Raw genomic sequence first — 13,254 nt, forward strand, 5'->3', positions numbered from 1 at the left:
GTTCGAAATGAATTAATTCGGGCTCAGATAGATCGTCTTTTTCTTGAGATAGGTTTCGAGACCGTAACGCCCATCATCGCCGCCAATGCCGCTCCGCCGGTAACCTGTGTGATGGGCCCCGATTGCTTCCGGCCCCACCCGATTGACGAATACTTCGCCAAATTCAAGTTCACTCATCGCTCGCACGACGCGCCTGTAGTCCTTCGTGAAGAGATACGCTGAGAGCCCATAGTCGGAATCATTTGCCTGGGCCAGTGCATCGTCGAAGTCCGAAAATCTCAGCACGCTCGCAATCGGACCGAAGACCTCTTCACGAACGATGTCCATGGATGGCGATAGATCGGTGATGATAGTCGGTTCGAACCAATAGCCGCCTTTGGTAGGCGCGTCCTTCGGACGTCCTCCGCCAACGACGACTCTAGCGCCTTGATCCACGGCACGCGCAAGCATCGCCTCGACCTTTTCTAGCTCGGGTTTGCTTACCTTTGGACCGACATCAGGATCGGATTGCGGCTGCCCGACCCTCAAGGCTTTGACGCGCTGCTGGAAACGCTCCAAGAAAGCGTCATAAACCTTCGCGTCAACATAGGTGCGCTCATTACACGTGCACACCTGACCACAGTTTCTGAACCGCGAGAAGGCAGCCCTTTCTGCTGCGTAGTCCAGATCGGCATCCTCGCAAACAATGAGGGGCGCCTTGCCTCCGAGCTCCAGCGACACTTGTGTAACGTTGTCGGCGGCACTGCGCATAATCTCGCGGCCCGCCCTTACACTGCCCGTGAGGGTGATTAGATTTGTACGCCGATCCCCGACCAGGGCCGCCCCGACCTCGAGTCCGCGTCCTGTCACAACATTCAAGACACCCTTGGGTAGTCCGGCTTCTTCAAAGAGAGCAGCAAGGCGTAGTGCCGACAGGGGCGTGATTTCGTGCGGCTTGACGACGATCGTGTTGCCGGCAATGAGCGCCGGGGCAACCTTTCGTGCTGTCAGCGACAAAGGATAATTCCACGGGATCAGACCAACCACGACGCCCGCGGGAACCCGCAAGATGAGAATCTGCTCCCCCGGATTGTCTGATGCAATTGTGTCGCCCTCGATCCGTCGCGCCCATTGCGAGTGATACTCAAGCTGCAATGCCGTCCCCAAGACCTCTCCTCTCGCTTGGGAGAGCGGTTTGCCCTGTTCCTGCATGATGGTTTCGGCGAAGCTATCGACCCGGTCACGAAGGAGGCCCGCAACCTTGACAAGATAGTTTGCGCGCTCAAATGCAGGCGTCTTGGTCCAGATCCTTGCGGCCGAAATCGCTGCATCCAGTGCCTTGTTCGCCTCCTCTTTCCCGCCTGCCGGCACGCTCTCGAAAACCTCTCCAGTTGCCGGGTTATCAACCGGAATGCGGTCCGAGCCAGATCCTTCAACCCAATACCCACCAATAAAATGCCTCGGTTTCATCATCGACCTCATAGTGTTTCGCAGGTGTTCTGGGTTGCGTTACAAAACCCGATCCATGAAGACACTGTATGGATCGTCTGCCGGATAATCGCCGAAGGAACCGCATCGGGTGAAGCCGCAGACTGCAAACAACGCCAGTGCCTCCGGTTGGGAAATTCCTGTCTCAAGTCGCATAAGCGTGATGCCCTCTTTGAGTGATGCTTCCGCCAACGCTTCGATCAGCTTTCGACCTATGCCCAATCCCCGGGTGGCATTGGATACAAAAATGCGTTTTACTTCACTGTACTCCTTGCCCTCCATTACGATGCCGCCGCACCCCACGAACTCACCATTTAGTTTGGCACCAAAGAAGCGGACGTTTGGCTGGCGAAGGGTTTCGACACTGGCGAAATGGTTGCTTTCGGCCGGATATAGCGCGCTCATATAGGCGTTCAGTTCATCGAACATCGCTGTGATCGCGGGTGTTCCAGGATCGACGAGAGCGATTTCGATTCTATTCATCGCGTTCATTCGGTTCTCCTCCTAAGCCGCGCTGGTTATGCGAGCTGGGTTGCGGTGTTTAGGCCTTCGAACACGGCCTCTTCCGCCGTTCTAGGCGCAAGTGCGTCACCGATAAGGTGAGTCTTGATCCCAAGGGCTCGGAGAGGGCGGGCAAGTTCATCGCGCGGCCGATTTGGAGAGCAGACGACAAGCGTGTCGATGTCATCGACGACGACAGCCTCCTGTGATGCGGTGTGCATCAGATAGACCGTTCGGTTCTCTGCACCGAACAGGCGCGAAAATGGGGTCATTGTCACGCCGAGGGTGTGCAGGCGTGCAATCGCCGCATCGCGCACATAGTTCTGGATGCTGATGCCCGGACAAACCCCATTCACTGCCAACTGGACGTAAGCGCCCTCTACGGCGAGTTTCTCGGCGACGCCAAGTCCGATCCAGTCTGCGAGCCAGTCATATACGACGACTCTCTGCCCGGTCTTCGCCTTGCCAGAGATCACTTCGTGCGCGTGCACAACATCGATTCCTTGCCCCTGCTCGAAGCGCGGCAAGCTGCGTTCGCTTCCCGTGGCGAGGATGACAATATCCGGCTGGTGCGCCACGATTGCTTCGGCCGTTGCGGTGGTGTTGAAGCGAACTTCAACGCCAGCAAGCTCCATTTCTCTCGACAAGTTTGTAATGATGCCGCCAAATTCGCTTCGGCGAGGCAGGAGTTGGGCCAGTTGGGCCTGTCCGCCAAGACGACTCGTGGCCTCCAATAGCGTGACTTGATGGCCTATCTCGGCCGCAACGGACGCGGCTTTCATTCCGCCCGGTCCGCCGCCAACAACAAGCACCTTCTTTGAAATCGCAGCCTTGGGACGCGATCCAAATTGGAGTTCTCGCCCGCTTTCCGGATATTGGATGCATGAGATAGACAGCCCCAGCTGGGCGTGTCCGATGCACGCCTGGTTGCAGGCGATGCAAGCGCGAATATCATCAGTCTTTCCGAGTTTTGCCTTCTGCGGCATTTTCGGATCGCAGATCATTGCGCGAGTCATGCCGCACATATCGGCAGAACTGCTCGCTACAATTTCCTCGGCCTCGTGAGGTTGATTGATCCTGCCAGCGACGAATACGGGCTTCTGAATCGTCTGTTTCAACTTTTGCGCAAACGGCGCGAGATATGCGTTCTTGATCGACATTGGCGGTGCGATGTGCACAGCGCCTGACGACGACGCAGAGGTTCCCGCTATCACATTGAAATAGTCGAATCGGCTACGCAGCGATCTACAAATTTCCAGTGTTGAATCATCATCAAAGCCGGCGACGTCGTATTCATTGCTGGAAATGCGAATGCCTGCGATGAAGTCATCACCCGTCTCGCGCCGGACACAATCGGAAACCAGTTCTAGAAAGCGCAAGCGTTTTTCGGGCGAACCGCCGAATTCATCTTCACGGAAATTTATGTTCGGGCTTAGAAACTGCGCTGGCAAATACCCGTGGCTGGCAACGATCTCGACGCCTTCCGCTCCTGCTTCCTTCATGCGACGCGCGGCCGCGCCATATCCCTGAATGATTTCGTGGACCTCCTCCGTCTCCAGGGCACGCGGCACAATTCGAAACCTCTCTGCGGGCGACGTCGATGCGGAATAGGCGGCTTGCGCGACACCGTTCCTGCGGCCGAGAAGTTCGCGTCCAGGATGGAAAAGCTGTACAAATGCACGGGTGCCTTCAGCCTTGATCGTGTCGAACAGGATCTTGAATTGAGGAATGGATGCATCGGACGTCCCCATAAGAACTTCCGACGTGTAGCGGGCGGTCTCGTGCACGCCGACAACCTGAACGATGATGAGGCCTGCCCCGCCCTTTGCACGGGCTCGCTGATAAGCGACGAGAGCATCCGAAGGGGCGCCATGGTGCCCTAGGTCCGTGTCATGACCCGTGGAAAAGATCCGATTGGGGACCGTTACCCCCTTGATGGTAAAGGGGGAAAACAGATGGGGGAAACGCACGACTACATCCTTCTCTTTCTTGCGAGTTCTGCGTGGTGCGCAGACTGGCACGATCAGGCTTTTCCGGACATCTCGCTGACTACCCGGCCGATCGCCAAGGAGGCAGTCAGGCCTGGCGATTCAATGCCGTAAAGATTGATCAGACCTGTCTGCCCGTGAGTGTGTCTGTCATGAATTGCGAAATCTGTTGCTGATCCCCCGGGACGCTCGATCTTGGGCCGGATCCCAGCGTATTCAGGCGACAGGAAAGCCGTACGGACGCCCGGCCAGTAGTCGGCAACCGCGTCATAAAATTCCGCCGCCCGGTCCCCGTTCGGGAGGTAATCTACTTCATCAATCCATTCGACGTCGGGACCAAATCGCACACGTCCCGCCAGATCAATTGTTGCGTGTACACCAAGCCCACCACCGGATGGCACAGGATAAATCAAATGCGAGAATGGCGGTTTACCGGAAAGGGAAAAATAGTTGCCCTTGGCGAGGTGACGGGGAGGAACTGTGCGTCGATCAAAGCCAATGAGATTCGCCGCAAGAATCTGTGCGCCAAGACCACCAGAATTTACGACAAGTGACGCCTGCACTTCATACCCATCGTCACCGATCGTGAGACAGATGCCGTCATGCAGACATCTCCCTCCGATGACGTTGGTGTTGAAGGCGATCACACCACCAGCCGCCTCCAAGTCCGCCTGGAAAGCCAGCATGAGCCCGTGGCTGTCGACGATCCCGCTAGACGGCGACATCAGCCCGCTGAAGCAAATCAACTCGGGCTCAAGGTCGCGTATTTCGTCTGCACCGACGGTACGAAGATCGCTCACTCCATTTTTGATCCCAGTCTCCTTAATCCTGGTAAGCGTAGACGCCTGAGTTTCGGAGGTGGCCACGATTATCTTTCCGCAACTGCGGTGGGAGATATTGCGGTCCAAGCAATAGCGGTAAAGCTCTTGTCTGCCTTCGACGCATAACCGAGCTTTCAAGGATCCGGGGGAGTAGTAGATTCCGGCGTGGATGACCTCGCTGTTTCGCGAGCTGCACTCGGTGCCAATAGCATTGTGACGTTCAAGAACCACCACTTCGCGCCCGGCCATAGCCAAGGCACGGGCAATGGCAAGCCCTACAACGCCCGCACCAATGACAACCGTGTTCAGCTTGTCCATGCTTCCTATTTACCTCTACCTGCCAGGTAGGCCTCCTGTCTGATCTGGCTAAGCGAGCGCGCAGGCGTCAGGGCCTCCGGATCGGTCAGACAATGCAGAATGGCTGGTTTCCCGGCCGCCATCGCGCGCCGCAGTGCAGGAATGAAGTCATCAGTTTTTGTGACGGTCTCGCCGTGTCCGCCGAAAGTGCGGGCATAGTCTGCAAAATTGGGATTCTTCAATGCGGTGGCGACGACTCGCCCAGGATATTCCCGCTCTTGATGCATTCGGATGGTGCCATACATTCCGTTGTCCACGACGACGACAATGATGTTGAGGTTGTACTGAACCGCCGTCGCAAACTCCTGGCCGTTCATAAGGAAACAACCATCCCCAGCGAAGGCTAGAACGGTTCGATCGGGATTAACGCGTTTGGCTGCGACAGCAGCAGGGACGCCGTAGCCCATCGATCCGGATGTGGGTGCAAGCTGGCTACCGAAGGTCCGAAAGCGATAGAAACGGTGTACCCACGTTGCATAGTTCCCTGCTCCGTTGCAGATCACCGCGTCGTCGGGCAGTTCATCGCGGAGCGCGCAGATCGCGGCTCCCAGATTGAATGGGCCCGGGACGACCGTAAAGTCCTCGCTCCAGTCGAGATATAGCTTGCGTCCCTCATCGACGCGCGCGGAATGCTTGTGCGACTGGTGATGGTCATAAGTATTGACCGACTTCAGGAACGCTCCCGGCGACATATTGAATGAAAGGTCCGGGCGGTATACGCGGCCAATCTCACCAATTCCTGGGTGAACGTGAACTAAGGTCTGTTCGGGACAAGGAATGCTCAGAAGCGAATAGCTCTGGCTGGGTAGTTCGGACAGACGACCTCCGATGAGAAGAATCAGATCACTTTTCTTGGCATATTCGACCAGCTTGGGGTTTGAGCCGGCCCCAAGGTCACCGACGAAATTGGGGTTGTCTGCAGAAACGAGGCTTTGCCTTCGGAAGGAGACGGCAACAGGAAGGTCGTGCAACGTCGAAAAGCGCGCCAGTGCTTCAACACTTTCTTTGTCCCACGCTGATCCACCGGCAATAATCAGCGGTGCTGACTTCGTTTCGATAAGCTCCATCAATCTCGTCAGACAGGCGGCATCGGGAGCCAGCTGCGTCGGTTGATACGGCCTCGATTGAGGAACGCTCGACTGCTCCACGAGCATATCCTCCGGAAGGGCGATCACCACAGGCCCAGGCCGGCCGGACATGGCTACATGGAACGCCCTGGAGATGATTTCCGGTATGCGGTCCGGCGAGTCGATCTCGGTCGCCCACTTGGCCATTGAGCCAAAGACGGCACGATAATCGAGCTCCTGAAAGGCCTCACGCTCGCGCATACCACGCTCGACTTGACCAACGAACAAGATCATCGGCGTGGAATCCTGCATCGCGATATGAACCCCCGGCGACGCATTCGTCGCTCCTGGACCCCGGGTGACGAAACAGATTCCTGGTTTGCCCGAAAGTTTCCCATGAGCTTCCGCCATCATGGCGGCTCCGCCTTCTTGTCGGCAGATGGTTACCTCAATGGGAGAATCGTGCAGTGCGTCAAGCGCCGCGATATAGCTCTCACCAGGAACACAGAAAACGTGCTGTGTGCCTTGCAATCGCAGTTCATCGATCAGGATCTGACCTCCGGTGCGGAGGGTGTTGACGTTGGCATTTATCAAAGGGGTATTCATGATCTCGATCCACTTATCGATGCTACGCGGACGCCACGCGGCGGAAATCCAGCAGGCTTACAGCTTCAGCTATTCTGGCGACGGCCGCGGTCAGGCTCGCTTGGCTCGCTGCATAGGAAAGGCGCATATGTCCGGGCAGCGCGAAGGCGGAGCCTGGAACGAGCGCGACATGAGCTCTTTCCAAAAGATATTCGGTAACGTCGCGGTCCTCCAGCAAGGGTCGTCCGCTGGGTCCACGTGACCCAATGATCCCTTTGACGCTCGGAAAAAGATAGAAAGCTCCCTTTGGGGCCTCGCAGGAAATTCCCGGTATCCGCGTCAGGGACGAGATAAGATAATCGCGCCGTCTGCCAAACGCTTCTGCGCGCTGCCCAACCACTTCTTGAGGACCATTGAGAGCAGCCAAGGCTGAAGCCTGACCGATCGAGGATGCGCTTGACGTTACCTGACTTTGAACGACGGCCATCGCAGCGATGAGTTCGGCCGGGCCCGAGCCCCACCCTATGCGAAAGCCCGTCATTGCGTAGGCCTTCGAAACGCCGTTCACGATAAGAAAGCGGGAACGCAGGTCAGGCGCAAGCCGCGCCGGGGAAACATGGCTAAATCCGTCATAGACGATGTGCTCGTAAATCTCGTCGCTCATCACGAGCACGCGGGGATGACGACGCAAGACCTCAAGTAGAGACGAAAGCTCTCCGGCGGTGTACGCGGCCCCCGTCGGATTTGAAGGCGAGTTCAGCATCACCCAGCGGGTCTTGTTAGTCAAAGCCGCCTCGAGCGCTGCGGCGTCGAGCTTGAAGTGTCGATCCTCACCGCAGGGTACCAGCTTCGGCTGCCCGCGATTGATAGTGACCATGTCCTCATAGGACGTCCAGAACGGGGTTGGGATAACCACCTCGTCTCCCGGTTCCAATGTCGCAGCCAGGGCGTTGAAAATGACTTGCTTGGCACCACAGCAGACGATGATCTCCGACGGCCTGTAGACCAGTCCATTTTCCCGTTCCAGCTTCGCTGAGATAGCCTCTCGAAGCTCTAAGGTGCCCTCCAGCGCAGTGTATTTTGTCTGGCCATCTTTGAGAGCTCTTGTGACCGCCTCCTTGACGTGATCCGGCGTATCAAAGTCCGGTTCGCCCGCCCCTAGGATAATCACGTCGTGACCGCTGCGCCGCATCTCCTGTGCACGAGCGCCAATCCGCAATATCTCTGAAACGCCAATCTTTTGAAGGGTCTTCGAGCGATATTCGGGCATCTCACCCGGCACGACTGTGACAGACATACGGTGACCTCATGCGAATTTTCTGATTCCGATTTTGGGGTAAATTGATGCACGCACAAAGACCTGTTTGGTCATGAGTTCTTTCGTTTATTGCAACAACCTGGCCTGTGATCGGTCGTTTGCTCGGTTCATCGCAATGCCCCCCAACCTGTTGAGCGCCGATGGCGTCGGCACCGTCGAGATCATGCGGCAATCGGCAACTCCAAGACTTGCGTGTGGCGCTGGCGTGAGCGCTTCGCCGCGAAGGCTACGAGGGGCTGCTGCGCGACGGGACGCAGCCCTCGTCGAGCCGCTCGGTATCTCCCAGAAGCAGTTCGCGGTTCTTGAGGTGATATTCCAAAATCCCGATGTCTCGCAGGTCGACATTGCCCAAGCGCTCAGCACCGATCGCGCGACGATGATGGCGGCGCTGCCTCTGCCGAGCACAACCAGCAAGCCAACCTTTCGTCTGAACCGCCGATCCCGGCGAAATCATCGCCTCGTCAACGTGGCCTTCCACTAGCCGGTCTTGACGGGAATCCGCGCCTCGATCCGGCTGAAGACGAAGACGAGGATGCCCGTGATGGCCATGTAGATCAACGCCAGCAGCAGCAGCGGTTCGTAGGTCAGGTAGGTGTCCTGCCGCACCTTGGACGACACCGCGAAGATGTCGATGACGCTGATCGTCGCCACCAGCGGTGTCGACTTCAGTTGCAGCACTGTTTCGCCGGTGAGCGTCGGCAGCGCCCGGTAGAAGGCCTGCGGCAGCCAAATGCGGCGAAATATCTTCCAGCGGCTCATGCCGAACGCGCGTGCCGCTTCCAACTGGCCTTTCGGCACGCCGGCGAAGGCGCCGCGCATCACCTCGCCCTCATAGCCGGCGAAGGACAGGGTCAGCGCCAGCACGCCATAGGGCCAGGCCTGCCTGAAATACGGCCACATCCAGGATTCCCGGACCCACGGATATTGCGGGAACAGCGAGCCAAGCCCGTAATAGAGCAGCCAGAGCTGCAGGAGCAGCGGCGTTCCGCGGATGATGGTGCAGAAGACCTTGGCCGGCACGGCGAACCAGAATGGGCCACCGGCCTGCGCGAGGCCGAGCGGCACGGCGAACATGAAGCCCAATGCGCAGGTGACGGCGAGGATCCACAGCGACCGCCAGATGCCGAGCAAGCCCATCTCGTAGTATTGCGGCAACCAGTCCCAGCGCATGAAGAAGACAGCCGACAGCACCAGCCCCAGCGCGATCAGGATCAGCACGATGCGATGCGGCTGCAGCCACAGCGAAGTGCGCGTCACTGCATTGATGACGGTCGCTTCGCTGGCCATCAGCGCGCGTCCTTGATCGAAGGCATGCCGCGCCTCGACCAGGCTTCGAGGCGGCCAAGCATCAGGTTCGAGAACAGGGATACCGCCAGATAGAGCGCGCCGGCGGCGAGATAGAATATCAGATAGGCCTTGGTCACGCCTGCCGCCTGCCGTGTCGCAAGCGTCAGCTCGAAGAAGCCGACGACGGCAAGCAGTGCGGTGTCCTTGGTCGCGATCAGCCACAGATTGGCGAGACCTGGAATGGCAAAGGGCAGCATCGCCGGCAGCGTGATACGCCTCAGGAGAAGGCCGGGAGACATACCGTAGGCGCGGGCGGCTTCGATCTGGCCCTGCGGAATGGCGAGGATGGCGCCGCGTATGACTTCCGTCGAATAGGCGCCCTGGACGAAGCCAAGCACGGCTATGCCGGCCACCAGCCCGCTGATATCGACACGCTGGTAGCCGATCGCGGTCAGCACCTGGTTTATCAGGTCGGTGCCGGCATAGTAGAGCAGCAGGATCAGCACCAGTTCCGGCACGGCGCGCACGATGGTCGTGTAGACGGCCAGCAGATCGCGCACCACCGGGCCGCCATAGAGCTTGCCATAGGCGCCACAGATGCCGATCAAAAGTCCAACGCAAGTGGCGCCGACGGCAATCTCAAGCGAATGCAGCAGCCCGAGCATGAGCGTCCCGCCCCAGCCGACGGGCGCGGGCGAGAGGAGTTCGACGATGCCGGCCGCCGAGGCCGGAAAAAATGAATCGATCAGCTTCGCCCCCGGATTGCTGGCTCTGTCCGCCGACGCCAGATGCCGGGGGCAAGCATGCGTGGGAATGGTCGGCTGAAGCGCATGACCCTGTCGTCATGCCCTCCAGCCCTTGAGAGGGTCGTCAGTTCGACTGCGGCGCGCCGCCGTAAATGTCGAAATCGAAGTATTTCTTCGAGATTTCGTCATATTTGCCGTTGGCGCGGATCGCCTTGATGCCGGCGTTGATCTTCTCTTTCAGATCGGTGTCTTCCTTGCGCACGCCGGCGCCGACGCCCGGTCCGAGCACCTCGTCGTCGGGGGCCACCATGCCCTTGAGATCGCAGCAGGCCTTGCCCGGGTCGGTCTTGAGGAACTCCTTGAGCGCGATGGAATCGGCCTGCACCGCATCCAGGCGGCCCGCGGCAAGGTCATTGTTGGCTTCGTCCTGGGTCTGGTATTCCTTGATCTCGGAAGCCGTGCTGCCGAAGTGCTTCTTGGCGTAGACGGCGTGCACGGTCGACACCTGGACGCCGACGACCTTGCCCTTGAGATCGTCGGGCGTGGCGCCGAACTTCTGGTCTTTCGGTCCGATGATCGCCGTCGGCGTGTTGTAGTACTTGTCCGAGAAGTCGATCGTCTTCTTGCGTTCGTCGGTGATCGACATCGACGAAACGATAAGGTCGATCTTCTTGGTCGTCAGCGCCGGGATGATGCCGTCCCAGGCGACGGGCGTGATGACGCAGTCGAGCTTCTCCTTGGCGCATACGGCGTCGATGAACTCGATCTCCCAACCGACCCACTTGCCCGAAGCATCCGGCGAGGTGAAGGGCGGATAGGGTTCGGCGGCGACGCCGATCTTGACCGGATCTGCCTTGGCCACGCCCATGGCGGCGACGCCGAGCAGCAGCGCCGCGGCGAATGTCTTCAGAACAGTCTTCATTTCATACTCCCAGTTTGTTGTTGGTTCCCGGTTTTCTTCCGTCCCGGCCTGTCCCTAGCCGATGTTGCGGATGAACTGCTTGAGCCTTTCGGATTTCGGCGCGCCGAAGATCTGCTCCGGCGGGCCTTCTTCCTCGACCAGCCCGTTGTAGAGATAGACGACATGGGTCGCGACCTCGCGGGCGAACTTCATCTCATGGGTGACCAGCACCATGGTGCGGCCTTCGCGCGCCAGGTCGCCGATCACCTTCAGCACCTCGCCGACCAGTTCGGGGTCGAGCGCCGAGGTCGGCTCGTCGAACAGCATGACGCGCGGATTGATGGCCAAGGCGCGGGCGATCGCGGCACGCTGCTGCTGGCCGCCTGAAAGATAGGCGGGATAGACGTCGCGCTTTTCGGCAAGCCCGACGCGCGCCAGCAGCTTTTCGGCCTGGGCGACCGCCTCGTCGCGCTTGACGCCGAGCACATGCACGGGAACCTCGATGACGTTCTCGATCAGCGTCATGTGGCTCCACAGGTTGAAATTCTGGAACACCATGCCGAGCTTGGAGCGGATGCGCTCGATCTGCCTGCGGTCGGCCGGAACGGTGTGGCCGTGGCTGTCGGCCTTCAGCTTGATCTCCTCGCCATTGACGCGGATGATGCCGCTGGTCGGATTTTCGAGGCAGTTGATGCAGCGCAGCAACGTCGACTTGCCGGAGCCCGAGCCACCAATGATTGAAATGACGTCGCCTTCCTTGGCGGACAGAGAAACGCCTTTGAGGACCTCATAGGGACCATAGCTCTTATGAAGCTCAGAAACCTGGAGCGCCACTTTATCCACGGTGGTCAAGGTTGGCCTCATTGTTGCGCTGGCATAGCCGCCGAGCTTGCGGAACGGTCGAAACCCAACAACATTCCTGACCTGCCACTGAGAATTTCCTCCATCTGAGATTAGAGTCCGGCCCTTGATCGAAGGACGGACTGATGAAGAGAAAGCGGTTCACGGAAGAGCAGATCATTGCGGTTCTGCGCGAGCACGAGGCGGGAGCGAAGGCGGGCGATTTGGCTCGCAAGCACGGGGTCTCGGAGGCGACGCTGTATAATTGGAAGGCCAAGTATGGCGGGATGGACGTGTCCGACGCCAAGCGCCTGAAGGCCTTGGAAGACGAGAATGCCAAGCTGAAGAAGCTGCTCGCAGACCAGATGCTCGAAGCCTCGGCGCTGCGTGAGCTTCTGTCAAAAAAATGGTAGGGCCTGCCGCCAAGCGCGAAGCCGTTGCGCATCTGCAGGCCGTCATGGGCCTGTCGGAGCGTCGGGCCTGTTCCTTTGTGGGCGCTGATCGCAAGATGATCCGCTACCAGTCCCGGCGTCCGCCCGAGACGGAGCTGCGTGGTCGGCTGCGTGACCTCGCCAACCAGCGCCGACGCTTCGGCTACCGGCGGCTGTTCATCCTGCTCAGGCGCGAGGGCGAGGCATCTGGGGTCAACCGCATCTATCGGCTCTACCGCGAGGAGGGCCTGACGGTGCGCAAGCGCCGGGCAAGGCGGCGAGCGGTCGGCACGCGGGCGCCGATCCTGGTCGAGGCAAAGCCGAACGCGCGCTGGTCGCTGGATTTCGTCCATGACCAGTTCGCCTGCGGCCGGCGGTTCCGGGTGCTCAACATCGTCGACGACGTGACGCGCGAATGCCTGGCGGCGATCCCGGACACGTCGATCTCCGGCCGCCGGGTGGCGCGTGAACTGACGGAACTGATCGCCCACCGCGGCAAGCCCGGCATGATCGTATCCGACCACGGCACCGAGTTCACCTCGAACGCCATTCTCGCCTGGGCGAAGGATCATCGGGTGGAATGGCACTACATCGCGCCGGGCAAGCCGATGCAGAACGGCTATGTCGAGTCATTCAATGGACGGATGCGCGATGAGCTCCTGAACGAGAGCCTTTTCTTCGGCCTGGATCACGCCCGCAGTGCCATCGCCGAATGGAGGGAGGACTTCAACACCGCCAGGCCACATTCCTCGCTCGGATACCAGACCCCGGCAGCCTATGCCGAGGTCATCACCGCAACCGGCTCCGACGCTGCGCTAATCGAAGGCTCCGCGCCTCCGCCGGTTGCTCAACCCGCGCCACAAGGCGTAACAAAAACTGTCGAGGCTCTAATCGCAGCTGGATGACAGTTCAGTGGCAGGTCAGGCACTATCGCGCACCAGGCAT

12 protein-coding genes are annotated in these 13,254 nt (G+C 59.2%); 2 read left to right on the plus strand and 10 right to left on the minus strand.

Translation table 11 applies throughout. From position 1 onward, the window contains the following. Positions 1-12: 12 nt before the first annotated feature. From aldA to FJ424_RS22270, 6 genes are read right to left on the minus strand one after another with little or no spacing between them, the layout of a single operon-like run. The gene (gene aldA / locus FJ424_RS22245) at positions 13-1,449 is read right to left on the minus strand and encodes an aldehyde dehydrogenase (RefSeq protein ID WP_210239434.1); all 1,437 of its coding nucleotides are present in this window, start codon (positions 1,447-1,449) and stop codon (positions 13-15) included. 39 nt (positions 1,450-1,488) lie between these two features. Beyond that, positions 1,489-1,959, minus strand: a complete 471-nt coding sequence (locus tag FJ424_RS22250; RefSeq protein WP_210239435.1) for a GNAT family N-acetyltransferase — start codon at positions 1,957-1,959, stop codon at positions 1,489-1,491. Positions 1,960-1,985: 26 nt separating this feature from the next. Further along, positions 1,986-3,938: an FAD-dependent oxidoreductase gene (locus FJ424_RS22255; protein WP_140655433.1), complete on the minus strand. Its 1,953-nt coding sequence runs from the start codon at positions 3,936-3,938 to the stop codon at positions 1,986-1,988. A gap of 53 nt (positions 3,939-3,991) precedes the next feature. After that, entirely contained in the window at positions 3,992-5,095 is a 1,104-nt protein-coding gene (locus FJ424_RS22260; protein WP_140655429.1) for an NAD(P)/FAD-dependent oxidoreductase, read from the minus strand. Positions 5,096-5,100: 5 nt separating this feature from the next. Next, a complete protein-coding gene (locus FJ424_RS22265) occupies positions 5,101-6,807 on the minus strand; it encodes a thiamine pyrophosphate-binding protein (RefSeq protein ID WP_140655426.1) in 1,707 nt (568 codons plus the stop codon). Between the two features lie 22 nt (positions 6,808-6,829). Further along, on the minus strand, positions 6,830-8,083 hold the full coding sequence (locus tag FJ424_RS22270; protein ID WP_140655423.1) for a pyridoxal phosphate-dependent aminotransferase: 1,254 nt from the start codon (positions 8,081-8,083) through the stop codon (positions 6,830-6,832). Between the two features lie 73 nt (positions 8,084-8,156). Here FJ424_RS22270 and FJ424_RS34115 point away from each other — a divergent pair, with 73 nt between their 5' ends. Beyond that, positions 8,157-8,585: a hypothetical protein gene (locus FJ424_RS34115; protein ID WP_246677326.1), complete on the plus strand. Its 429-nt coding sequence runs from the start codon at positions 8,157-8,159 to the stop codon at positions 8,583-8,585. On the opposite strand, the gene FJ424_RS22280 is transcribed toward FJ424_RS34115, so the two are convergent. The 4 genes from FJ424_RS22280 to FJ424_RS22295 form a co-directional block, all read right to left on the minus strand. After that, positions 8,582-9,391, minus strand: coding sequence for an ABC transporter permease (locus FJ424_RS22280; protein ID WP_140655420.1), 810 nt, complete (start codon positions 9,389-9,391; stop codon positions 8,582-8,584). The genes FJ424_RS34115 and FJ424_RS22280 overlap by 4 nt on opposite strands. Further along, on the minus strand, positions 9,391-10,056 hold the full coding sequence (locus FJ424_RS22285) for an ABC transporter permease (protein WP_140655418.1): 666 nt from the start codon (positions 10,054-10,056) through the stop codon (positions 9,391-9,393). Before FJ424_RS22285 ends, FJ424_RS22280 begins: the two co-directional genes overlap by 1 nt. A gap of 205 nt (positions 10,057-10,261) precedes the next feature. After that, complete coding sequence (locus FJ424_RS22290; RefSeq protein ID WP_140655414.1) at positions 10,262-11,059, minus strand: transporter substrate-binding domain-containing protein; 798 nt, start codon at positions 11,057-11,059, stop codon at positions 10,262-10,264. A 54-nt stretch (positions 11,060-11,113) separates the two neighbouring features. Further along, a complete protein-coding gene (locus FJ424_RS22295) occupies positions 11,114-11,881 on the minus strand; it encodes an ATP-binding cassette domain-containing protein (protein ID WP_246677328.1) in 768 nt (255 codons plus the stop codon). A gap of 143 nt (positions 11,882-12,024) precedes the next feature. On the opposite strand from FJ424_RS22295, the gene FJ424_RS22300 reads away from it, so the two are divergent. Then, positions 12,025-13,214 (plus strand): IS3 family transposase gene (locus tag FJ424_RS22300; RefSeq protein WP_140655408.1). Its coding sequence is split into 2 segments (ribosomal slippage): positions 12,025-12,277 and positions 12,277-13,214, totalling 1,191 coding nucleotides; the frame shifts between segments, so codons are not numbered across the junction. Positions 13,215-13,254 lie beyond the last annotated feature (40 nt).

The sequence above is a fragment of the Mesorhizobium sp. B3-1-8 genome (genome assembly GCF_006439495.1).
Classification (GTDB): Bacteria; Pseudomonadota; Alphaproteobacteria; order Rhizobiales; family Rhizobiaceae; genus Mesorhizobium.